The sequence below is a fragment of the Paenibacillus sp. BT-177 genome (genome assembly GCF_025846815.2).
Classification (GTDB): domain Bacteria; phylum Bacillota; class Bacilli; order Paenibacillales; family Paenibacillaceae; genus Paenibacillus; species Paenibacillus polymyxa_C.
This window is the reverse complement of sequence record NZ_JAOYTP010000001.1, coordinates 1,194,826-1,218,465: the sequence shown is the minus strand read 5'-3', so window position 1 is coordinate 1,218,465 and position 23,640 is coordinate 1,194,826. Positions and strand designations below refer to the sequence as shown.

At 46.3% G+C, this 23,640-nt stretch carries 18 protein-coding genes; 17 read left to right on the top strand and 1 reads right to left on the bottom strand.

What is annotated here, in order from left to right:
- Positions 1 to 280: 280 nt before the first annotated feature.
- The 8 genes from pulA to OIU26_RS05550 all read left to right on the top strand — a co-directional run bounded on the left by pulA (position 281) and on the right by OIU26_RS05550 (position 11,553).
- Positions 281 to 2,812, top strand: a complete 2,532-nt coding sequence (gene pulA / locus OIU26_RS05585) for a type I pullulanase (protein ID WP_264216190.1) — start codon at positions 281 to 283, stop codon at positions 2,810 to 2,812.
- Positions 2,813 to 3,046: 234 nt separating this feature from the next.
- Positions 3,047 to 3,688, top strand: a complete 642-nt coding sequence (locus OIU26_RS05580; protein ID WP_264216189.1) for a 50S ribosomal protein L25 — start codon at positions 3,047 to 3,049, stop codon at positions 3,686 to 3,688.
- Between the two features lie 207 nt (positions 3,689 to 3,895).
- On the top strand, positions 3,896 to 5,392 hold the full coding sequence (locus OIU26_RS05575) for a methyl-accepting chemotaxis protein (protein WP_264216188.1): 1,497 nt from the start codon (positions 3,896 to 3,898) through the stop codon (positions 5,390 to 5,392).
- 182 nt (positions 5,393 to 5,574) lie between these two features.
- Positions 5,575 to 6,561, top strand: a complete 987-nt coding sequence (locus OIU26_RS05570; RefSeq protein ID WP_264216187.1) for a S66 family peptidase — start codon at positions 5,575 to 5,577, stop codon at positions 6,559 to 6,561.
- Between the two features lie 37 nt (positions 6,562 to 6,598).
- Positions 6,599 to 8,260 carry a sensor histidine kinase gene (locus tag OIU26_RS05565; RefSeq protein ID WP_264216271.1) on the top strand — a complete coding sequence of 554 codons (1,662 nt, stop codon included), beginning with the start codon at positions 6,599 to 6,601 and terminating at the stop codon, positions 8,258 to 8,260.
- Positions 8,257 to 9,021, top strand: a complete 765-nt coding sequence (locus OIU26_RS05560; RefSeq protein WP_264216186.1) for a LytR/AlgR family response regulator transcription factor — start codon at positions 8,257 to 8,259, stop codon at positions 9,019 to 9,021. The genes OIU26_RS05565 and OIU26_RS05560 overlap by 4 nt, the downstream gene beginning before the upstream one ends.
- Positions 9,022 to 9,210: 189 nt before the next feature.
- On the top strand, positions 9,211 to 10,464 hold the full coding sequence (locus OIU26_RS05555) for an L-lactate MFS transporter (RefSeq protein WP_040103093.1): 1,254 nt from the start codon (positions 9,211 to 9,213) through the stop codon (positions 10,462 to 10,464).
- 177 nt (positions 10,465 to 10,641) lie between these two features.
- Positions 10,642 to 11,553 (top strand): serine/threonine protein kinase, encoded by a 912-nt coding sequence (locus OIU26_RS05550; RefSeq protein ID WP_013372556.1) that lies wholly within the window; start codon positions 10,642 to 10,644, stop codon positions 11,551 to 11,553.
- Between the two features lie 41 nt (positions 11,554 to 11,594).
- On the opposite strand, the gene OIU26_RS05545 is transcribed toward OIU26_RS05550, so the two are convergent.
- On the bottom strand, positions 11,595 to 13,697 hold the full coding sequence (locus OIU26_RS05545) for a vWA domain-containing protein (protein ID WP_264216185.1): 2,103 nt from the start codon (positions 13,695 to 13,697) through the stop codon (positions 11,595 to 11,597).
- Between the two features lie 626 nt (positions 13,698 to 14,323).
- On the opposite strand from OIU26_RS05545, the gene OIU26_RS05540 reads away from it, so the two are divergent.
- The 9 genes from OIU26_RS05540 (at position 14,324) to OIU26_RS05500 (ending at position 23,611) form a co-directional block, all read left to right on the top strand.
- The gene (locus tag OIU26_RS05540) at positions 14,324 to 16,492 is read left to right on the top strand and encodes a hypothetical protein (RefSeq protein WP_025365581.1); all 2,169 of its coding nucleotides are present in this window, start codon (positions 14,324 to 14,326) and stop codon (positions 16,490 to 16,492) included.
- Positions 16,493 to 16,611: 119 nt separating this feature from the next.
- Positions 16,612 to 17,037 (top strand): hypothetical protein, encoded by a 426-nt coding sequence (locus OIU26_RS05535; protein ID WP_007431573.1) that lies wholly within the window; start codon positions 16,612 to 16,614, stop codon positions 17,035 to 17,037.
- A 130-nt stretch (positions 17,038 to 17,167) separates the two neighbouring features.
- Positions 17,168 to 17,620 carry a J domain-containing protein gene (locus tag OIU26_RS05530; RefSeq protein WP_040103095.1) on the top strand — a complete coding sequence of 151 codons (453 nt, stop codon included), beginning with the start codon at positions 17,168 to 17,170 and terminating at the stop codon, positions 17,618 to 17,620.
- A 32-nt stretch (positions 17,621 to 17,652) separates the two neighbouring features.
- Entirely contained in the window at positions 17,653 to 18,201 is a 549-nt protein-coding gene (locus OIU26_RS05525) for an FHA domain-containing protein (RefSeq protein WP_040103096.1), read from the top strand.
- A 64-nt stretch (positions 18,202 to 18,265) separates the two neighbouring features.
- Positions 18,266 to 18,793, top strand: coding sequence for an FHA domain-containing protein (locus OIU26_RS05520; RefSeq protein WP_040103097.1), 528 nt, complete (start codon positions 18,266 to 18,268; stop codon positions 18,791 to 18,793).
- A gap of 35 nt (positions 18,794 to 18,828) precedes the next feature.
- Positions 18,829 to 19,659 carry a protein phosphatase 2C domain-containing protein gene (locus tag OIU26_RS05515; RefSeq protein ID WP_264216184.1) on the top strand — a complete coding sequence of 277 codons (831 nt, stop codon included), beginning with the start codon at positions 18,829 to 18,831 and terminating at the stop codon, positions 19,657 to 19,659.
- 22 nt (positions 19,660 to 19,681) lie between these two features.
- On the top strand, positions 19,682 to 21,559 hold the full coding sequence (locus OIU26_RS05510) for a serine/threonine protein phosphatase (RefSeq protein ID WP_264216183.1): 1,878 nt from the start codon (positions 19,682 to 19,684) through the stop codon (positions 21,557 to 21,559).
- A 46-nt stretch (positions 21,560 to 21,605) separates the two neighbouring features.
- Entirely contained in the window at positions 21,606 to 22,925 is a 1,320-nt protein-coding gene (locus OIU26_RS05505; RefSeq protein ID WP_264216182.1) for a normocyte-binding protein, read from the top strand.
- Positions 22,922 to 23,611, top strand: coding sequence for an iron-dependent peroxidase (locus OIU26_RS05500; protein ID WP_264216181.1), 690 nt, complete (start codon positions 22,922 to 22,924; stop codon positions 23,609 to 23,611). The genes OIU26_RS05505 and OIU26_RS05500 overlap by 4 nt, the downstream gene beginning before the upstream one ends.
- The last annotated feature ends 29 nt before the right edge of the window (positions 23,612 to 23,640 follow it).

The window sequence follows — 23,640 nt, the reverse complement described above, 5'->3', positions numbered from 1 at the left end:
CAGTCTAGTCTATAAGTGATAAAAGCTAGAAAATAAATGTGATGCTTTGGAGGCGAAAGCTGTAGCCTGTTCATCGTTTTGTCATAAAATGGAGTGTGCGTGTTGAAATGAGAGTGTCATCCTTATTTAATTCATCCAGCTTTTCAAGCTTGTCTTATTTTGATAGCCTATGAGGTGAGGATTTTGCAAATCCTGAGGTATATTGACAAGTCATAAACATCATAAATGATGGATGAACAGAGGCTATAAGCCGATGTATAAAAATGGGTGGTGAACAGGAATGTCTGATTTCAATCAGCTCAAGGGGCTTGGGCACACAGCATATCCCATATATGAAGGCTATGATTTGGGTCTTACTTATACGCCTGCGGGCAGCAAATTTAAGGTATGGGCACCGACTGCACAGCAGGTTCATATAGCGTTGTATACCGACGCAGGGGTGTACGATCAGGAAGGAATCGTTCAGGAGCACGGCGGTGGTCAGGAATTTCTAATGAGCCGTGATGATCAAGGTGTATGGTCTATCGAACTGGAAGGCGACTGGAACAGATATTATTACATGTACAGGCTGGAGTGGGTGGACCACACCATTCATTATGCTGCCGATCCATATGCCAGAGCGGTATCAGCCAACGGGCAACGTACGGCTATCATTGATTTGGATCGAACCAACCCGGATGGATGGGAACGGGATGAGGGGCCTGTACTTGAGCGTGCGACAGATGCCATTATCTATGAGCTTCATGTGCGTGATTTTTCGATGGACCCCCATTTTAATACGGGTATAAAAGATTTATCTACTGCTCAGGGGCGGTTTGCAGCCTTTACGTATACGGGATTAACGGATGCCGAGGGTAACAGTGTAGGGCTGGATCATTTGCTGGAGCTGGGCATTACACATGTTCATTTGCTTCCCGTGGCTGACTTTCATACGGTGAATGACTTTTCGGAATTAGGAACTGAATATAACTGGGGCTATGATCCGCAGCACTATAATGTGCCGGAGGGGTCCTACTCTTCCAATCCAGCTGATCCGGAGGCGCGTATACGCGAGTTGAAATTGCTGGTACAGTCTCTGCATGCGGCCGGCATCGGTGTCATTATGGACGTCGTGTACAATCATACGTATTCGGTGGAAAAGGGTCCGTTTGAGCCAGTTGTACCAGGATATTATTACCGTACAGATGAGCAAGGGAAGCTCACCAATGGATCAGGTGTAGGTAATGAGGTGGCAACCGAACGTCCGATGGTGCGCAAGTATATCAAGGATTCACTACGCTATTGGGCAGAGGAATATCACATAGATGGCTTCCGGTTTGATTTGATGGCGTTGATTGATACACCGACTGTAGAGCAGCTTACCCGAGAACTTCGCTCTGAGATACGTCCCGATCTGCTTATCTATGGTGAGCCTTGGACAGGAGGAGAGTCCCCCCAGCCTTTGCTTACATTAAAAGGAACGCAGCGGGGTAAGGGTTTTGCCGTTTTTAACGACAATTACCGTTCTGCCATTAAGGGAGATAGCGACGGTACAGGAAGCGGGTTTGCTACGGGGGCGGAAAATCAGGAGGAACGGGTACTTCAAGGCGCTTTTGGAGCTATTTATGATTTCACAGCTCAGCCATCAGAGACCGTCAATTATGTAACGGCCCACGATAATCTCAATTTGTGGGATAAAATTTTGACGGTGAGACATTTGCGGGAGCATTGTCGTTTTCCGCAATGGGAGCAGGGGAACCCCAAAGATGGAAGGACAGCCGAACAAGCCGTAGCCGAAGCAGACCCGTATCAGGAGATGGATGAAAGTAACCTACTTGAAAACGAAACTGTACGTAAGTCCCTGTTAGCTAACGGAATGGTTCTGACATCGCAAGGCATTCCTTTTATCCATGCAGGGGATGAACTGCTGCGTTCCAAATATGGAGACCATAACAGCTACCGAAGCTCTGATGTGGTGAACGCCATCCGTTGGAATAACAAGGCGAGGTTTCGACCTGTGTTTGATTACTACCAGGGCTTAATTGCTTTGCGACGCAGTCACCCGGCATTCCGTATGGATCAGCGTGAGCTGGTGGAGCAGCATATGGAAGTCCTACAAAGCAATGGGCATGTGGTCGCTTTTGCCTTGAGGCATCATGCTAACGGCGATGCCTGGAATCATATTGTGGTGATTTATAACGGTTCGGATACAGAACAGACCATATTATTGCCTGCGGAATCGGATCGATGGCATGTAGTCGTGGATGCACACGGGGCCGGGATTGAGACACGGTATGAAGTGGTAGGTCATCGTGTGACGGTATCGCGCTGGTCGATGATGGTGTTGTACGATCAGGATGGACCTCCCCAAGCCTCCTTTTTGACAGAGCATGATCATCAAGCTAACGAGCAAGTGGATAACAAAACGAAAGGCTTGGATGAGCGGACAAATCAAGAGATTGCAGGTACAGCAATGACAGATGCCCAGCTAGGAAACGATAGAGAGGTTATTCCATTCCGCACAATTGAATTGATCTACGAGCGTGCAGATCGGCAATACTCTGGCTGGAATGTGTGGGTATGGGGCACTGGGTACCGTGACGGACATGTTGAATTTCAAGATTTAGATGACGGCCGGGCAATAGCCCGCATTCGGGTGGCTCCTGATGTACAGCGAATTGGCTACATTGTCCGCCTGAATCACTGGGATGCCAAGGATGTGGAGGCAGATCGATATATTGATGTAGATCTGACCCAGTCTGTGATGCAGGTATTGATTCATAGTGGCAGAGAGGAATATTTATTACTGGTTAACGATAACCGGGCCGGATAGACTTGTATGCCTGGTTGCCATATATACACGAGAAATAGTATTTTTCGATCATTTCGAGAAATGCTATTTTTTTATACAAATGTGCGTCAGTTTCAGAAAAAAGGGGTAAAATAGAATTATGGACTTGTTTAGTTTTGCCAGCTTGCTGGCTTATATTCTGTAGTACAACTGGTAAACAAGCAAGATTCTTGGAGGAAAATCATTTGTAAGGTAACCTGAAGGAGGTTGTATATCATGAGTTCTAATGGAGGAAGTATTCAACTAACCGCCCAGCCGAGAACAGAGAAGAAGGGTTCGGCCATTCGTGGATTGAGGTTAAAAGGACGGATTCCAGCTGTGGTTTACGGCTCTGAGATCGAGGGAACCCCTGTACATGTCGATGCCAAGGAATTTAATAGAGTAGTCAGAACCGGACGTTCAGAGGTTTTTAACCTCACAGTAGAAGGCGGAGAAACGATTCCAGTCATTATTAAAGATTATCAACAGCGTGACAACCAATGGTTGCATGCCGACTTTTTGAAAATTTCCAAAAACAAACCGCTTCGCGTGCGTGTTTCAATTGATTATCAGGGAACCCCTGTAGGTACAAAAACAGGCGGTATCCTGCAAGTTCAAGAAACAGAAGTCGAAGTTGAAGGTTTACCTTCTGACTTGCCGTCCACAATTGAAGTGGATGTATCCGCACTGGATATTGGCGACAAGCTGAGCGCAAGCGACTTAAAGCTTCCTAAAGGTGTGACGCTGCATGTCTCTGAAGAGGAGCTGCTGGCATCCGTGATCGTGCCGCGTGCAGTCGAAGTAGAAAATGCTGCTGTGGAAGGTGATGCAGCGGCGACTGAAGGCGCTGAAGAGGCTTCCGAAAACAAGGAATCTTAATGAAGTCAGCAGACATTGAACGTTGGCTGATTAAAGAAGATGATCAAACCGTGAGCTAAAAACCGTCCCCTGTTAGGGGGGCGGTTTTTCTCTTTAAAGGATGACCATCATTCAATACGCGTTCTGATATGACGATATATATAGTATGGCATTTACATTTTTATTTTATAAATACCTAATATATATCTAAGGAGCGCGTACGCAATCATGGACAGAACGAATGAATTGTTGTGGCAAAGAAACAAATTGGTGATCATTATTTTTTGGATTATGACTTTGAGCAGCATCATCCCGGCAGTATCTAATCCCTCGATGTGGGTATCTAGTGGTGTAGGATTTGTAGTCGCGGCAGTTTTGACAATTCTGAATATGAAAAAGAAAGGAATCCGTCTTATTCCTTGGATTATTACATTTTATAGTGCATTAATATGTATATTTGTGAACTTGTCTAGCGTGGATGTAGTAGTTTCGATCTTTATCTGCTCATTGTTGTTGCTCTACCCATCTTACCGATATTTTCTGGTAACCATGACCTTAAATCTGTGTAATATTTTTGTACAAATTACGATCGGTACGCCCGCAACTCCCCAGGCTACCGGTTCTTTGCGTTATGTGCATGAGTTTATCATTGTTTTACTGATTGGTTTGCTACTGTTAGTGGTATCGGTGTTAAATCAAAAGCAGTTTCAGAAAACGGAAGAGCAAAATAAAGATATGGAGGCCACAAGGCAACGGATTGAATTCTTGTTTGAGCAAGTTAGACAAGCTGTAGCTGGATTGCATAGCTTTACAGAACGATTCAGGAATCAAGTGGATGCTACAGGCAACGTGACGAATGAAGTCGCTATCGGGTTTCAGGAGGTTGCTAAAGGCGTAGAAATGCAAGCTTCGAATATCACTGAGGTCACGGATAACTTGGCTCAGTCTGATCAGCACGTGCGCGAGGTTGCCGATCATTCCCGAGAACTGAAGCAGCTCTCCGAAGATACGAAAAATGCCGGGGGTAGAGGGAGCAGTCAACTACTTGCACTAACATCTCAAATTAAGGATTTGGGTCGGGTGATGAGTCGTACCAAAGAAGAATTAGATGAGTTTAAAGTGCAGAGTGACAATATGTCTTCCATGCTTAAAGATATTACTCAAATCTCAAAGCAAACCAATTTGCTGTCCTTGAATGCATCCATTGAGGCTGCCAGAGCGGGAGAGCATGGGAAAGGATTTGCGATTGTGGCTGGAGAAGTGCGTAATTTGGCTGAAATGGTTGGAAACACCTCAGTGGCGATGGAAGGTATTTTAGAGCAGCTGAGAACTCAGATGGATTCTGTTGTAAGCCAATTTGACATGGGACAGGAAAGATTACAACAAAGTATGGAGTCGGCACATTCGACCGAAATTGTACTGGAGGATATCTTGCAAAATGCCAATAAAGTATTGGTGCAGGCCGTGGAGGTAGAGTCCAGTACGAATAGTATGCAGCAATTTTCGTCTCAGGTTGTTCAAGAGATGATGGAATTTTCCAGTGTGACAGAACAAGCGAGTGCAGCGTCAGAACAAATCTTGGCTGGAGTAGAGGAGCAACAAAATATAACCTCCAATATGGTGGCGGGATTTAGTGAGCTGGAGGCATTGATTATTCAGTTGAAAGAGCTGGTGCATGATCAGAATGAGGGCGGCAGTTCTAGCAAAATCAGCAAAAGTAAATAACCGAAAAGCTTCATCAGCGGACTAGAGATCCGGGGCTTATCGCTAACAAGCGGTATCCCCGGTTTTTTACTGTGTTTAAGAAGAAGGGAAATGAAGTGGGAAGTTTTAGAAGCTATAATTAGATGGAAGTTGATGGTATAATTTGTGGCAGTTTAAATGCTTTGTAACAAGGGGGAGTGGCTATGATGATGGGAAAGCAAGCACCTAAATTAAAAGCTGGAGACGAGATACGCATTCTTTCGCCATCCAGAAGCTTGTCTATTGTTTCTGAGGAAAATCGCCTGATTGCCCAGCGTAGGCTGGAGGCGCTTGGGTTTAAAGTGAGCTTTTCACAGCATGTGCTGGAAAACGATGATTTTGCATCTTCTTCGATAGAGTCTAGAGTAGCTGACTTGCACGAAGCTTTTGTCGATCCGAAGGTAAAGGGCATCCTGACCTCAATTGGGGGCTATAATGCCAATCAGCTCCTTGCCCATCTGGATTATGATCTGATCAGCGCTCATCCTAAACGATTATGTGGTTATTCGGATATAACGGCGTTAAGCCATGCGATTTATGCTAAGACGGGGCTTATCACGTATGCAGGACCTCATTTTTTGACGTTCGCCATGTTGCGAGGAAATGAGTATACGATGACTTATTTTCAAAGGTTAATGTTGGAAGAGGGCAGCATTCAAATCCAATCTTCATCGGAGTGGAGTGACGATACTTGGTATCTGGATCAGGATAAAAGAAGCTTTCACCATAATGCGGGTCCATATGCGATTCATGAAGGAGAAGCAGAGGGTACGATTGTGGGTGGAAACTTGTGTACCCTGAATTTGTTACAGGGAACCCCATACATGCCAAGTCTAAAAGGAACCATAGTGTTTGTTGAGGATGATTACGAAAGCTCTCCCGCTACATTTGACCGGGATTTGCAATCATTGTTGCACCAGCCTGGATTTGATCAAGTTAAAGGAGTCATCATAGGACGATTTCAGAAGGCATCGCATATGACAGAAGAATTGCTGCGGCAAATCATTCGCTCGAAAAGAGAATTGGCCTCTATACCGGTGATTGCAGATGCCGATTTTGGCCACACCACGCCGCAGTTTACATATCCGATTGGCGGAAAGGCGCTCATTCGTGCCCGTAATGGCAGGGTGAGGATTGAAATATGTGAGTAGTGGTAGGCATATCCGTTTTTATTTGGGAGGAACGCATGTGAACGCCTTGTTGGAAATGCTGATGCAGCTATTTGAGCGCGCGGCATTGTTGCTGATTTGTTTGTTTTTTATTACACGTATCCCCCGGTTTAAGGAAACCTTGCAGAAGAACAGTCATTCTCCGGCAGAGCTGACGTTACTAACATTGATTTTCTGTATGTTTGCACTGTTTGGTACCTACACCGGGATTGAAGTCGAAGGCTCGCTGGTTAACGTTCGGATCATCGCAATTATGGCGGGCGGAATTTTGTTTGGACCCTGGGTTGGGATCATTACAGGTATTGTATCGGGGATTCATCGTTATCTGATTGATATCGGGGGAATCACCTCGATTCCGTGTCTGATTACAAGTATTCTGGCAGGTGTGGTGTCAGGATATATCGGTCGTCGGGTCATTCGTTCTAAGAGATGGCTGGTCGGTATCGCCGCAGGTATGGTCTGTGAAGCGTTGACGATGCTGCTCATTCTGGTAATGGCACAACCTCATGGTCTTGGTGTGGACATCGTTTCCAAGATCGGTCTACCGATGATTATCGGGGAAGTCAGTATTGGTTTAATCGTTCTATTAATCCAGAGTGTGGAGGGGGAAAAGGAGAATATCGCGGCCAGACAGGCCAAGCTGGCATTGGATATTGCCAACAAAACGTTGCCTTATTTTCGTTCCATTAATGCGGAATCCTTGCATACGATTTGCTCAATTATAAAAGAAGACATCAAGGCAGATGCGGTGGCGATTACGGATACCAGAGATGTGCTGGCTTACGTCGGTTTTGGCGAAGAACGCTATCATATCGGGGATGAAATCATTAGCGATGTGACTAAATCGACGATCCGTAGCGGTAAAATCACGATCCGCAACCATATCGCTGACGACAAAACGCCCCAAATCCAGTCTCTGCTCATTATCCCGTTAGAGGAGCGGGGAGAAGTAACCGGAACTCTGAAGATTTACTACCGAAAAGCTTATAAAATCACGTATCCGCTGCAGACGATGGCGATTGGCTTGTCTCAGATCATTTCCACGTTAATGGAAGTGTCGCGTGTGGAGCAAATTAAGGAAGCGGCGAATAAGGCCGAGTTAAAGGCACTCCAGACGAAGATCAATCCTCATTTTCTATTCAACGCATTGAACGCCATTGCCTCAACGACGCGCACCAAACCGGATAAGGCGCGAGAACTGATCATCAATTTGTCAGGCTATCTGCGTTACAATTTGGAGTTGAATGATGATTTGATCGAAATTCACAAGGAGCTTCAGCAGGTGTCGGATTACGTAGAAATTGAAAAAGCGCGCTTCGGCAATCGGCTTCAGGTGGAGTATGTAATGGATGAGGTGTCAGTGCGTATTCCGAGCCTAATTATCCAACCCCTGGTTGAGAATGCAATTAATCATGGAATCCTCAAGAAAAAGGGACCAGGTACAGTAACCATTTCTGTAAAGGATCATGGCGAAAAAGTGCGTATTTCTGTGGCTGATACCGGGGTGGGTATACGGGACGATGTTGTGGATAACCTATATCATGATCAAGTTCCAGCTAAACAGATCGGCTTGTACAATGTGCACAGAAGACTCAAGCTTATGTACGGTGAAGGAGTAATTATTCTTAAACATGATCCAGGCACCGAAGTTTATTTTGACATACCAAAGGAGAAGTCATGAAGGCCATAATTGTAGAAGACGAACTTCCAGCGCGTGAAGAGCTGGAGTATCTTATTCAGACTCATAGCAGCATTGAGGTGACCGATAGTTTTGAGGATGGGCTGGATGTGTTCCGGTTTCTGCAAGATCAGGAAACGGATGCGATCTTTCTGGACATTAACATTCCTTCATTGGACGGGATGCTGTTGGCACAGAACATTAGCAAATTTGCTAAAAAGCCCTATATTATTTTTACGACCGCCTATAAAGAACATGCGGCGCAGGCTTTTGAACTGGAGGCGTTCGACTACATTCTCAAGCCATATGATGAAAAACGGATCGCATCCATGCTACATAAGCTCGAAAATGCTTATGAGCAGCGAAACGCTCAAATACAGGAGCCTGTTCAGGCTGGGCAACCCCGAGCTGTTGAAACCAGTACCGTTGCTGCTCCGGGACGTATTAATCTGCTGAAAAATGACAAAATTATCGTAACGGATGCGAACGATATTTACTATGCGTGTGCGCAGGAAAAGGTAACTCGTGTCTTTACAAGGCACGAAGAATATACGATGCCGATGAGCATTTCGGAATTTCATGCCCGGCTGCCGCAGCAGGACTTTTTCCGTTGTCACCGATCGTACACGGTGAATCTGTCGCAGATCCGTGAGATTGTACCTTGGTTCAATCATACGTATCTCCTGCGCTTGCGTGGACTAGAAGCAGAAATTCCGGTGAGTCGCAGTAAGGCCAAGGAATTCCGGCAAATTATGCGACTTTAAAGGCATTTCATTCCGCTATATGTGCATTTCATTCCTCAAACGATTTTTGGCTGACATGCAGGGTTATAATAACCGTGTAGACAGGATCCTTACAGACTTGCTCTTTCACAGACGCAAAGCGTACTGGATTCACGGTTATCATCATAACAAATGGATGCTGTAGAGCCGGAATGAAAAGAGGAGATCAATATGAAATCAAACAGCGGAAATCGCCTGCTGGTCGTACTTGGAACGATTATTGTCCAGATGGGCTTAGGTACCATTTACACATGGAGTTTATTTAATCAACCATTGGTGGACCGCTTTGGCTGGAACCTCAGTTCGGTCGCTATTACATTTTCAATTACCAGTTTTGCACTGGCGTTTGCTACGTTATTTGCAGGCAAGCTACAGGATAAATGGGGACTACGTCGTCTGATTTTGTGTGCAGGTGTCGTGTTAGGGGCAGGGCTCATGCTCAGTTCACAGGTAACTTCGTTATCCTTACTGTACATTTTGGCGGGTATTGTCGTAGGTTTTGCGGATGGAACGGCATATATTACATCACTGTCGAATCTGATTAAATGGTTTCCTGAGAAAAAAGGACTTATTTCCGGTATTTCAGTTGGGGCCTACGGAACAGGCAGTCTGATATTCAAGTATATCAACGGTTCGCTGATTCAGTCTGTTGGCGTATCACAGGCATTTCTGTATTGGGGAATGATCGTGCTGATCATGATCGTCGGGGGTTCTTTCCTGGTGAAAGAAGCAGTAGTCATGAATAAGCCTTCGGTACAAAATGGGGCTGTACAGCGGGACTACACCGTTAAAGAAATGCTGCGCACCAAGCAGGCATACCTACTGTTCGTCATGTTCTTTACCGCTTGTATGAGTGGTCTCTACTTGATCGGAGTGGTCAAAGATATCGGCGTACGGATGGCTGGTTTGGATGTAGCAACAGCGGCTAATGCGGTCGCTATGGTCGCTATTTTTAACACGGCGGGTCGGATTATATTAGGTGCGCTATCCGATAAGGTGGGTCGTCTGAAAGTGGTGGCAGGTGCACTTTTAACAACAGCAATTGCAGTTACAGTACTGAGTGTGATACCCCTGAATTTTGGTTTGTTCTTTGCCTGTGTAGCAGGAATCGCTTTTTGCTTCGGCGGCAATATTACAGTCTTTCCTGCCATCGTAGCTGATTTCTTCGGTCTGAAGAACCAAAGCAAAAACTATGGTATTGTGTATCAGGGCTTTGGCCTTGGTGCGCTGGCGGGGTCATTTATCGCTGCCTTGCTCGGCGGATTTATCCCAACCTTTACCACAATTGCTGTGCTGTGCGTCGTATCGTTCCTGATTGCCCTCACCATTCGCACCCCAGAACAAGGTAAAGGCAAACTGCGCAGTGAACGGAAGAAAAATGCCAACGGTGTACGCAGCATGAAGCCAGGTACAAAATTAGGTTAAACGATTTGAGAAAATAGGACCAGATGAATGCCAAAAGACCTGTCATCATTTCTCTAAGGGAGATTATGGCAGGTTATTTGTTTTTCCAATAACCTATTTTACGCTATAATAAAAAGATGTGTAATAAGCCGATATATACAAAAGACATAAGCTAAGAACCTGACAGGAGGACGAGTCATGATCGTGGATACAAGCGGGAATCTGCTTGCCCGCAATACGAAGCTGCGAAATACATATCAAATTCGAAGCGCCTTGTCCCGCAGTGAGCTGGCCATCGTGTATACGGCAAGGCTGTTGGATAACCGAGAAAAGGTCATTGTGAAGGAATTTTTTCCGAATGCACTGGCTTTACGGGGGACAGATCGAAAAACGGTCACTTGTAGCGCTACGATGCAATACAAATACGTGGAATTTATGCATTATTTTTTGCGTGAAGGGCAAATGTTAAAGGAGTTAAGTCATCCGGGAATTGTCGGTTATATAGATCATTTTGAGGAAAATGGAACTGCTTATCTGGTCATGGAATACTGTGCAGGCAAAACGCTGGATCGAATGATGCAAGAAGAGGCTGTGCCAACGTCTGATCCTGCTTTTCTGTACCAAACGTTGCTGCCTTTAATTGATGCCTTGGAGTATATTCACAACAAAGGAATTATTCATCGGGACATTAAGCCAGGCAATATTATGATTGGGGAACATGGCAACATCAAGCTGATTGATTTTGGCTCTGCTGTGCATTTTGAAGGCAAGGAGCATCCGATCTTCACCACGGCAGGCTATTCTCCGCTGGAATTTTACTCTAACCGTTCGCGGCAGGGGCCTGTATCGGATATTTATAGCTTGGCCGCCACGCTGTATTATTGCCAAAAAGGATCACCTCCACCGGATGTGCCAGGCAGATTATTTGCAGATCGAACCGAACGGATTCGGATCGAAAATGCAGGGATTTCACTACTGCCGTATGTTATTAGGCGCGGTCTGGAAGTACAGGCTACCAAGCGTTGCCGCTCACTTCGATGGTTTAAAGCCGCCCTACGTGCGGAATATTGGATAAAAAAAGGGAAGCGCCCTACTCTTACGGTTCGTTAACCGTAAGAGTAGGGCGCTTCCCTTTTTTTATTCCGACGATGTTATCCTGTCGGAGCTTGGATATGATCGGTGTAGACTGAAGTATTCGGCTTAATCGCTTTATAGCGCAGCTCAATTTCAGTGACACCATCCTCAAATGTGATATATAGTTTGTCACCATACTCCATGACCGCTTTTTTGTTGCGGGTCAATCTGATTTTTCCATGTTGCAGGGCGCAGCGTGTATCATGTTTCACGATCAGAGTCCCTTTTTTACCTGCGGAAAATAGGATTTGTTCCGCTTCTGGTAACGGTTCGTGAACGTCAAGCGTACGGAATAACTCCTGCAAGCTGACCTTATGACCCGGAAAGGAGGTAAGCGGCCAAGATTTTACCGGAATCTCCTGCCCACTCGCTGTAGCGAGAAAATATCCTTCGATTCTTCCAGCAAACTGCGGCTTCGGTTGCAAGAACCAATACAGAAGAGCAGCTACCACAATACTGATGGCTACCGTCCATTTAATGGCTGTATACCGGGATTGGACTGAAACGGTCAGTGTAGCGCTGCTGGATGCACCTTCTGGGTCGGTAGCGGTAATCTTTAGCTTCGTGTCACCTGTGTGAAGCTCGGATAGCAGCAGATCATTACCGTTAATCTCGGCATTAATCGTATCGTCAGAAGCTCCTGAATCCAGCTTATAGTTCAGCTTGTCATGATTGGGATCAACAATAAAGTCTGATAAACTTTGAAGGGAATCACCGTCTTCTTTAACCAGGCGAATCGTCAGGTCTTTTAAAGCTTGTGGTGCTGCATTGGTGGCGTGAACCTTATGTACAGTTCCCTTACGGTACCACTGCGGACTATCCAGAGATAGCTGCCATGTATAATCACCCGTTTGGGGGAACGCATATTCGGTATGAAAGGCTCCTGACTTATAGGTCATAGGCACCTTTTTAGCTGTACCGCCTTTTACAGGGGTAACTATAATATGGGCTTGAAGAGATGTATATACGGCCTCATCTGTAAGCTTTTGGCCATCCGGTAACAGGAACTGAGCTTGAAATGGTGTCGCTTGTCCCTTCAGCAATTGCATAGGCTTGTCGCCATGAGTTGCTATTGTTTGCGTTCCTCCTATAGTAGCTTCAGCTTCCAGTCGGTAGCTGCCAAGTAGATTGATTTTAACCAAATCTCCGCGTATGCCTCGTAATTTCAACTTCACTTTACCTGCTTGTGGATGCTCAATTTTCAAAATCGCATATCGGCTTGACTTGTATCTGCGGACATTTTCTGAATTGGAGTATAGCTGGGTTTCCAGCAGGGGATGCTCCGACAAAAGCACCAGATTGGCTTCCTCCATACTAGAGTCCGGTAGAGTCACCGTTAATTCTTGCATCTCGCCAGTGGTCGTAATTGCAGCAACTGGAACGAGCTTGGAGCGAATTTGACTGGCAAAAATACGGTTCAGAATTTCGGGCAGATCCTCAGCACTACTGGTAATAAAAGAAGCTCCTCCCGTTTGAGAAGCGATCCGTTCGAGTTCTTGCCGGTTTACCGTGCCATCATGATTCAGACCAATCGTATACACCGGGTATCCCTTGGTCTGTGCAGATTTGATGACAGAGGATACATCGTTATTCGAGTCACCCTTGGACCGAGAACCAGAAGAGGCACCAAAATCAGTCTCTCCATCTGACAATAAAATCATAAAAGGCTGACGCCCTTGGGATGCTCCTGCGGCTAGCAGTTCTGAGCCTTTACGCAGTCCAAGTCCCAAATCTGTATAACCAGAACGGTTCAACATTCTGATTTCCTGCTGGATTTGCGATTTTTGCGCTGCCACGCCAATCGAAGTCAGTGGTTTTGAGGCGACAACGTGATGGTTGTAGGCGACGAAACCCACACGCGTACGGTCTGCATCACTCAAGTCCATAAACATACTGATGACTTCGGCGGCAATACCCTCGGGATCCGTGTCTCTCATGGAATAGCTGGTATCCAGTACAAAAACAGCATCGTAACCCTCGATCGAAGCAGTCCCCAAAGATGCTGCATTAGCCTGATTTACAGTGCAAATGACCCCGTTTAAGCCCGTTTGAAAAAATAGTACAAAAGTCATGAAAGTGATAATTCCTAGTTTCCTTATTCTGAACATATGCTCCTCCATCGGCGAGACCAATGTGGGCGTACCAACTCTCCTAATCCTTGGGATATAAGGGATAAAGGATCAAAACAGCTGAAAAACCTCACATTAGCCATGAATTTGATACTTTTACGCTTCTCAGAAATATCCAATGAACTTCTATCGGTCATTGGATTCCATTTGTGAATATTTCCCTGAAGAAACAGGTCTAACATATCATAAAAATTACGTATATACGCATAAAATGAGTCAAAATGCCCTGTTTCAATCTGAGACTACAGAAATTGACAAAATTAAAGAGTGCTTTGTATGATAGCTTTCGTATCAACGGCAAAAATTGGGATTGAAGTTAGGAATACGAAATCATAAATTTGAAATTTCTGTGTTATATGACTTTTGATTTTGAATTTTCTCTCATTTGAATGCCTTGCCGTTAAAAGCCGAATAGCGCTTCGGACCGATTTTTGAGGTTATATGCCTGTACCGTAAATGTGGTATAAGCTCAATCCTTTGACGAATTTAAATGTTAAGTAGGGGGGAGGAGGCAAATGAACTAAAATTGAATATTCGTCCGTTTCAAATTGGACATCCCGTGTCCGTATATGGAGCAATGGACCTATAACTCATACTTTATTCATTTGCCGACAACGATGGAAATCATTTATCAAACCAACCGGACAATGCTTTTTGAAGAGATTAACCCGGAAAAGCTGGACCTGATCACCATAGTAGGTGATGTGAAGGGTATCGACAGCTTGAGCGATGAGAAGATCAAGGAAATTAATCAGCACCTTCTGGTGCGTAGCTTTGACGAATTTTTGGATAAGTTTTCACCGACCGTATATTCATTTTTTAACGCGGCCAATCAAAAGGTCGTCTACACCCTTAAAAAGCCTGAGGGGATTGATGAGGACAGCATTTCAGAGATTCGTATAAACCAAAGTAATGATTTTCTGAAAATGTTGTTTACGCTCATCGATACCAAACGCAGTCAGGGAATTACCAATGTAGATTTCAAATTTGAAAATCTGCTGGATATGATCTCACCGAAAAAGGTTATGGACGATATTCGTCAAGTCCGCAAAGAAATTCACTATATGTACGGTGAATACGACAAGCTGGATGATGGCGATCCGAAGAAACTCGACATGGGTGACAAGCTGAATGCCATGTTCGAGGAAGCGAGCCAGAACTATAACAACGTTATGGCTATGCTGCCGCTGGCAATTGAGGACATCAAAACCCGTCTTCTGCTCGGTGGCGCCCAAGAGGAAAACGCCGGTGAGTTGATCCAGGTGGGTATGCTCTCCATTGGGGAAAGCGGCGAACTGAAAATTATTGAAGCGCCGAAGAGCGAAAGTACTGAGCTGATGCTGTTGGATGAGAACAGCACTGGCGATCTCTCCCAAGTATTCGAAGAAGATTATAACTCTATCACAGATACGCCTTCTGACTATGTGAAGGACTTGGTGGTTCGCACGTTTGTGCCACTTCCAGCTGTTCAGACCAAGGTTGACACAGCGGTTGAAGTTCAGAACTACAACACGTATCTGGAGTTCTATAAAAATGCCAAGGATGATTTCGTAAAGGCGGTTAAGCCGCTGGTAGAAAAAATCCTCGGTGTCAAAATGTTCTTCGACCAATATGCGACGAAGAGCAAAGGAATGCTGCCGACAATGCTGGTGGCGAATAACAAGCTGGACATGCTGGTGAAAAGCAGCAATATTCCACGTCTGGAAACGTACCTGAATACCGTAAATGCCAAAAATGAATTCAGCGACACCATCTGGTTCGGGATCGTTCCATCTATTGAGCTGGAAGCAGCCGGTAAGGTGAAGGTGTCTCGTGAACGCTTTAAGGGCAACGAGAAGGTCGTAAAGCAGGGCGGAAATTCAATGGAATCGCTCTCGATGCTGCTGCAAGTCGTGAAGGATTACAAAATTCAAATGTTCTTTAACTTTGAATCCGGTGAAGAGACGACCTTCAACAGTATGGCGACAGCAGGTATCGACAAATATGTCGATAAATGCGCCAGTCTTGTGCGCAGAGAATATAGCGAATTTGCGATTCCTTGTGTACCGAACTTTACCATTATTCCGAAGGATAAATCGGGTGTCATTATTGATAGCAAAATGCTACAGACCGAAGACGGTGTGCAACTTTCCAAGGAAAAAGAAGATATTCTCAAGCTGTGGATCGAGGGCGTATATGTAGGCGCTGCCTACGTGGCTGCTGGCCTGGTCGCTTCTTATCAATGTCCTGAATACCTGCGTGAGACGTTCAAAACGGTCAATAAAAACTTCCCTGGTGTACGCTTCGACATTGAAGCTGGGGACAACAGTCTGCGCACAGTGACGACGATGGCCAAGGAAATCACTGGGTTCACCAACACGATCAAGGATGCCATCAACCGTAAAAACTTTGGCTTTGTATTCTCGTCTGAGAATGCTCAGATTCAGGATAAGGATATCCGCCGGATTACTGTCTACAAGGCAAGAAGCATGGCGATGTCCGAGGACGGCTTTGACTCCATCTACAAAACGCTGGTCAGCACGTACATTGAACGTATTTTGCGCTACCAAACAGGAGACTTCAAGCACGAAAATATCGTCCGCTTCTTTAGTAACAATCCGAGCAGTCAGAAGAGCAAGTGGCTGAGCAGCAGAGGATCTGTGAACTCGATCATTCAGGACGGAGACGATATGAGTTTCATTATTGATGAGAAAAGCAATATGTGCCATATCGATCTGGTCTTCAATGGTAATGTGAAGAACCTGGAAGTCATGATCACTAAGGGAACCAGCTCGGTCAAATCATGATCCGAGCACTACGAAAGATGGTAGAGGCGTTTCTATCCAGAACCGCCTTTATACATAAATCGCGGAGAAGCACTGCTTCTTCCGCCATCATTTTACCTAATATCAAGGAGGCAACACACATGGGATTCAGATTGAAAGTAGAAGGACAAGAAACAATTGAGCTGGGCTTGGATAACATCCAAACGGTTATTTATGACACCGATACACCGGACGATTCCAATGCACGCTCCACTGACGTAGGCTCCACGCTGCGCATCAGCGGTAAAATCATCACAGCAGTAGACGGTGACAGCGCGGATGACACGCTGAAACTGGCTTTGTGGTCTCTGGTTCCTGCTGAAAAAGCAGACAGCTACCGTAAAGTAACACTGGAAGTTATTGCAGCTGATCAAGTTGTGCGTAAAATCTACTTCCCGAATGCTTTCGTTGTAGACTACAACGAGCACTTCGGCGACACAGAAGGTGTAGGTGCATTTACACTCTACATCAAACAAAAGAAAGACAAAACCGAGCTGGCTACCATCGACGGCGGATATCCGGTTTAAGCTTAACGTCTTAACGTTAAGCGCAGCTTAAACACACACTCACCCGGCGCATACGTGAAGGGTGGATAAATATTAAGAGGCCTACGGGTCTCTTAATATTTATTTTTTTCGGAGAGGGGAACATCAGACAATGACCAACTACTATGAGCTGCTCGGTGTCGGCCGGGATGCTTCGGAGGCAGAGATTAAGCAAGCTTACCGTAAACTGGCCAAAAAGTATCATCCTGATACCAACCAGGGAAGCGAGGAAGCAACGCGCAAGTTCAAGCTGATTCACGAGGCTTACAATACCTTGCGTGACGAAGCATTGCGGCAGGCATACGATGCTGAGCTCATCCGAAAAGCAACGGGAACTAGCGGAGAACAGCAAGAAAAAGCAAGAGGGGCAGCAGCACCTTCAGGGGGTACACGTAGGGCAGCCAAAGGATTCAATCCGGCTGACATAGGCACTGATTTTGAGCAATTTTTCGGCTTTCATCCGAAAACGAAGGAAGGCTCACCAGGGAAAAAAACGAAAAAATCCGGTGATCCGACGGATACCTCAGCCATGTTCAACCAATTTTTTGGTATTCGTAAAAAGTGATGATTTCAGGATAGAAACGGGGGAAGCAAGCAGTGAAAACGGCGCAGAGCAGATGGGTTTTCATCATAGATGTTGCCATGTTCGGGCTGATGCTGGCGATCGCCTTTTATGTGTTTAACCGTACAGGCTACAGCGGTTTGAAGACTGTGGTCGCGATAGGTATTGGGATTAGCGTGCTTGTATACATACTGCGCAATCTGGTTTCCGTGGTCCCTGTGCCAAGGCCAAAGGCAGAGCGTAAACGGATTGCCAAGCTGGTGTTAATTGATGAAGAAGGTGAATCCATTAAAGAATGGTATATCGAAGGCGAAACATCATTGTTAATCGGCAAAACAACGTCACGCTCTGAGGCGGATATTGATTTGGCAGGTACAGATTATGCTTCCTTGGTAAGTGTGGAGCATGCGGTACTCAACCGGGTAAACAGTGACTGGTTTGTGGAGGATGTGGATTCCGGCAATGGGACCGGGCTACGGTCTGCGAACGAAAGTGTAACCAAGAAGCTGGAAAGTGGCGAGCCTTACCGAATTTACTCAGGTGATTTATTATATATTGCCAATACCAGGCTGCTCGTTAAATAGAAGAAGTTGCACAATCCTTAGATTACTGTAAAGACAATCAAGACAATGGGGGAAGGAACCGACTATGAGTTTGACAAGATGCCCGAACGGACACATGTTCAGTACACGAAAGCACGGAAATACGTGTCCTTATTGTAATACAGTAGTAAATATAGCCGCACCCAAAAATGCCGAACCAGCAGCGAAAACAAACGTTGCAGGAGACGATGACAAAACCATGCCGTATTTAGGCGAAACCGTGGGGATTCACCCAGTAACCGGATGGCTGGTATGTATCGAAGGAGCACAGGTGGGTCAGGACTATCGCATTATGGCGGAGAAAAACTTTATCGGGCGCGCAGAGGAAATGCATGTCCGTATTATCGGAGACAACACGATTTCCCGCAGAAATCATGCGGTCATTGTGTATGATCCGAAGAAACGCAACTTTTACTTGCTGCCAGGCGATTCGTCAGGCTTGGCGTATCACAATAACGAGGCGGTATATTCACCAGTGGAGCTGGCTGCTTATGACGTGATACAGCTCGGGCGCAGCAAATTTATCTTTATTCCGCTGTGCGGCGCTCATTTCGAGTGGGATAACGAAAATTAGAACGGAAGTGGGCAATGGTGCAGGGAGGTAACGATATGCAGCCTTATTTTGTTGTATGTGGAGCTACGGTGCTATTCGCTGTTCTTCTCATCATCCGTATACGACTGACGCGAAGTTCCGGCAGCAGTACCGTGAGTGGAATTGAGATTGGAAATGGTCAAACGATCGGGAGCCGGAGCGAGCAGGATGATTATTTCTCCAGTATGACCACCCCTGTCGGTACGCTGGCGGTTGTTGCAGACGGGATCAGTGGGCTGGCCAATGGGCGTATGTCCAGTACCTTGGCTGTGACGACTTTTACGAAGGCATTTGCCAAGTTAGAAGATGCAATGAATTTGAACGGATATTTTGCAGAGGCGGCAACCCAAAGCAATCGAGGCATTTTGCAAAATTTGAATGGGCAGGGCGGGGGAACGACGCTCGCGGCGGTCATTGTGTGCGGCTATCAGCTGTATTACGGAGCGGTGGGCGACAGCTTGATTACAATTTACCGCAATGGTCACTTTCAGACAGTCAATTCCAAGCATACTGCGGAAACACTGCTGGAGGAACGAGTACTTGCTGGACAAATGACCTCGGAGGAAGCTAAAACGAGTCCTGTACGCAATCAACTGGTCAACTACTTGGGCTATGAAGGCTTTGAGAGCATGGAACTGGGGAGTGCACCGATTCGTCTGTATTCGGGTGATTATGTGCTGCTGTGCAGTGATGGCATTCAGGAGGCACTGACGGAGATTGAGCAGGAAGAGATCATGCGCAAGGGCGGAACTCCGCAGGAAATGGCGGATGCCATGATCGACACCATCAACGATAAAGGGTTTAAAAGTCAGGATAATGCGACAGTGCTTATTTTGGCGATAGGATGAAACAAGAAAGACGGGGGTAGCGATGCGCAAGGACAACAGCGATTTTAGTACCGCCTTTGTCTCGGAAGCGGGCTCTTACATAGACAACCGGGACTATTTTGCATTCATGGAGACGGACGACATGGCCTGTTATGTCCTCGCAGATGGTCTGGATTCAGATCAGGAGCTGCGCAGCGCAGAAATGGTTGTCAAAACGGTGCTGGAAAACTTCATGGAGAAACCTTCCATGTCCAAGCGGCGCTTGATGAGAGATCTGCGTGAAGCGCAGGAATGGCTGCAATTTGAAAGCCGTCGTGTCCGGCTCAAGGCCAGTCTACTGATGGTAGTGACCAACTATAACAAAATGGTGTACGTTTCGTGCGGTAATGTGCGGCTATATCATTTTCGCAATGGAAGGCTTAATTTTCGCAGTAAGGATCACAGCCTGGCTCAGTCATTGGCGGATGATGGACGTATTCCAGACGAAGCGACCAGTACACACGAGGAACGGGGCAATCTGCTGGAATACCTCGGGAATCCGAATGGGGTTCATGCCCATTACGCCAAAAAGACACAGCTTGCAGATGGAGATGTCATGCTGCTCGCTACATCCGGGATGTGGGAGGACGTTGAACTGGCGGAAATGCTAGGTGCGCTGGAGGAAGCGAAGGACCCGGGTATGCTAACGGATACGTTGGAAGAGGTCCTGCTGAGCAAACAGCGCCGGACGGTGAATAATTACACGGCTGCCGCCATTTATGTAAACAAAGTTTTTCAGGAAAAACCTAAAAACCGTCGTAAGCTGATCAAACGGATCTTGATTGCGTTGCTCGCCTTTGTAATCGTGGGCGGGGGAGCGTGGATTACGCTGGCGCGTATGGCTGCGAACAAAGCGGCTGCGCTGGAAACGATGATCGAATCGGCTCAGGCCGCGGATGATTATGCAAGAGCAGGAGATTATGCAAAAGCGCTCAAATCCTACAGTGAAGCGAAAAACGCGGCAGTTAAAATTAACGATAAGATTCACAAGAGACTGTACACGGCAGAGCAGAAAGTATCTCAATTGATGGTAGACGGAGACGGCTATGTGGAAAAGGCCGATTTTACCAAAGCTGAAGCCAGCTACGATAAAGCACGGAAAAGCGCCGGGCTATATCCACCATTTAATGTGAAGGACATTGAGCATAAAATCGACCAACTGGACAGCTATGCCGAGACGGCGAGCTGGATGAAGGACGGGGATTTAAAATTCCAGGGTGGCGATTACACAAATGCACTCAAGCTGTACAAAAAGGCAAATAAGGCTGCGATGGAATCCGGCTATACGTCCGCGCAAAAAGAGCTGGAGAAGAAGATTACAGAGACCAATGATAAATTGACAGCTATTCAGCAGCAGCTCAAGGAGATTCAAGCTGGCAAGCTTCAGGCCAAAGGGGATCGGCTGATGAAAGATCTCGATTATGAAGGGGCCATTGATGCTTATAGCGGGGCACAGGAGATTTATCAGGAGATTGATAAGCTCGAAAGTGTTCTGGCGCTGGAGCGGAGCATAGCCAAGGCGGAGGAAAAGCAGAGCGCGGAGCAGCAGCAAAATGGACAGCTTCCTGCTGGATTGGGATTGTCTGACGGAGTGTTGAACGACACAGATGCTGGAGACGCAGCGAGTGAAGCTTCATCTTCCGCTGCGGCAACCTCTGCCACAGCATCGCAAGCGAAGGCTGCGCCGACGGCTTCAGCGGGTGCTACGCCCGCGAAGAAGGAAGCCTCTCCGACTGCAAAAAGTGGTGGTACGGGGGATGGCAATGCCGCTTCGACCAAGGCGGACACCAGCAAAGAGCAAGGAACTGCTGATTCTGCTTCTAAAGCAGCCGGGGCGTCGAATTCAGAGAGTCAAGATCAGGCTGCTGCGAACGGGAAATAAGTTTTTATGTTCATTGAATGCTGGAGCCGGAAAGGAGTGAGACGTCGTGAAAGAGCTGGTACAAGATCGTTTGAGCAAGATGGACGATTTAGAGCAGAGACGTTTACTGAAAAATATGATGGCGGGGGTATTTATGAACCTCGTCGAATATCAGGAAGAAATGACCCGCCAGCTAGAACGGCGGGTATTTGAGGAAATTGAGAATACGGAAGAAAAGTTTGATGTGTATGTGTCATTGACATCGCGTGAGGACTATGACCCGATTCATGAATTTTTATATCCTGTGTTGCCCTCCGATGCAGTAGAAAAACAGGTAGACATCAGTCGTGTGGCAGAGGTGGTGCGCGAAGGCGGGGAGATGCCGCTATTTACGCTTTTTCTCGAAATGGAGACCGAACAAATCTCGGTACTGGTACGCAGCAAACGAATTTTCTTAGGAATGCTGGTCACGGAAACTGCAAACTACCCGATTCGTTTTCGTCTGGAGCATAATCGTTCTTATATGTTGGAGATTGAGCAGTTGTATCATACATTTATGCAAAATGGTATGCCGTGGAAAACGATTAATCATCCATACGCTTATAAATTTGTGGACTGTGTATTGATTGGTGGGGACGGCGAGCCGGCCGCTCATGAAGAAATCCATGAAATCTCGATTTCGTTGGAGGAATTCGACGTTTATAAGAAAGCCGATGTTTTTCCGCTGTGGAACATTGAAAGACTGGCTCTAAAGAACAGCGGTTTTCCTATACCAGCTATGGATCGTGTGAACTATGAGCATGTGCTGCCTTTGCGTAAAACAGGATCAGAGCATGGTTACCTGATTGACGGGACTGAAAGTGATATCCGCTATATCAAGCGGACAGAAGAGGAACTGACGATTGTCACACCACGTGATAAATCTGGCGAGTGGAATGTGTTGAAGGTTACGAAACCAGCTACAACCAAGCTTAGTCGTCAGACCTATCCGGTATTGTCTAATCGGCGGCAAGACAGCTTTTTGGGTCGCTATGCAGGGAAACAGGCCGTGATTGTCCGGGCCAAAGCAGAGATCACGCGCATCGTCAATTCGTTTGAAGCGGCACAGGGGCTGGAGCTAGAGCGTGTGGACATCTGGGGAGGTGCAGGGAGAAATGATATAAGCAACCTTGTAACCAAAACTCAGACGTATCCGTTAAATCCGTTTGTCAGCGATAATGTACGGACAGAGGATGGCAAGCAGATCATGCGTTTGGGGTTCAGACGTGGTTCCGAGGATGTTTTGCCAACTGCACCTGCTTACATTTTATCCGATTTAATGAGCTTTCTGGTGTCGGAAGTGCAGATGTATTTTCCAGAGTACAAGTGTGAAGGAGAATGGGTGTGAATTATGTTTGGGATCTGCTCATGCGCGCAAGGAAACAGGGGCTGGATGTAGATAAAATCCGTTTTGTACCCGCTGTCAGCTACTCTCCGTATATGGAGCTTAGCTTGGCTGAGCTGAATACTTCCCATTTGGAGCAGGTAGTGGAGATTAATCCGTACTACCGCTTTTATTCTATTTTTCGGGATCTGTTTCCACCGGATGCAGCAGAGGATCTAGAGCTGAGAGAATCGCTATTTGATATTATGATGCATTTTCTGGCGGAGATCGATCTGTATCAAGGAATGAATCGGCGAGAGTACCATATCCGGTTTGTTCAGCGTGATATTGTGGATGGCATTTTTGGCCCGAAGGTAAAGGAAGCCTTTGGACAATTAAACCGTGAGGAACAGGACGCGATTGCTGAAGGCCTGCTGCGCCTGTATGAGACGGGGGAAGCCGTACATCTGCTAAAACAAACGATGCGTCGCGTCTTTCATCGCTCGATCATTTACACCAACTGTGAGGAAAAAGACGAACTGCTCATATATATTGGTCAGGAGGAAACGATGCTCTCACGAGTCAAAGTCGATTTGATTCTCGATTTGTTTCTTCCAGCACGGTTTACGACGGAATTGTATTGGACAAGTCATTTCGGCATTTTGGAGGAAGACCCTACGATGAAAATTGATGCTATCGCCCTCTATTAAGGCTAAATGGCTAAGAAAGGACATGTGAA

Excerpts from the sequence above, each read along its gene's own strand:
- pulA (WP_264216190.1), top strand. The coding sequence starts at position 281 with ATGTCTGATTTCAATCAGCTCAAGGGGCTTGGGCACACAGCATATCCC.
- OIU26_RS05535 (WP_007431573.1), top strand. The coding sequence starts at position 16,612 with ATGGGATTCAGATTGAAAGTAGAAGGACAAGAAACAATTGAGCTGGGC.
- OIU26_RS05540 (WP_025365581.1), top strand. The coding sequence starts at position 14,324 with ATGGAAATCATTTATCAAACCAACCGGACAATGCTTTTTGAAGAGATT.
- OIU26_RS05555 (WP_040103093.1), top strand. The coding sequence starts at position 9,211 with ATGAAATCAAACAGCGGAAATCGCCTGCTGGTCGTACTTGGAACGATT.
- OIU26_RS05545 (WP_264216185.1), bottom strand. The coding sequence starts at position 13,697 with ATGGAGGAGCATATGTTCAGAATAAGGAAACTAGGAATTATCACTTTC.
- OIU26_RS05530 (WP_040103095.1), top strand. The coding sequence starts at position 17,168 with ATGACCAACTACTATGAGCTGCTCGGTGTCGGCCGGGATGCTTCGGAG.
- OIU26_RS05520 (WP_040103097.1), top strand. The coding sequence starts at position 18,266 with ATGAGTTTGACAAGATGCCCGAACGGACACATGTTCAGTACACGAAAG.
- OIU26_RS05560 (WP_264216186.1), top strand. The coding sequence starts at position 8,257 with ATGAAGGCCATAATTGTAGAAGACGAACTTCCAGCGCGTGAAGAGCTG.
- OIU26_RS05570 (WP_264216187.1), top strand. The coding sequence starts at position 5,575 with ATGATGATGGGAAAGCAAGCACCTAAATTAAAAGCTGGAGACGAGATA.
- OIU26_RS05575 (WP_264216188.1), top strand. The coding sequence starts at position 3,896 with ATGGACAGAACGAATGAATTGTTGTGGCAAAGAAACAAATTGGTGATC.
- OIU26_RS05580 (WP_264216189.1), top strand. The coding sequence starts at position 3,047 with ATGAGTTCTAATGGAGGAAGTATTCAACTAACCGCCCAGCCGAGAACA.
- OIU26_RS05515 (WP_264216184.1), top strand. The coding sequence starts at position 18,829 with ATGCAGCCTTATTTTGTTGTATGTGGAGCTACGGTGCTATTCGCTGTT.
- OIU26_RS05550 (WP_013372556.1), top strand. The coding sequence starts at position 10,642 with ATGATCGTGGATACAAGCGGGAATCTGCTTGCCCGCAATACGAAGCTG.
- OIU26_RS05510 (WP_264216183.1), top strand. The coding sequence starts at position 19,682 with ATGCGCAAGGACAACAGCGATTTTAGTACCGCCTTTGTCTCGGAAGCG.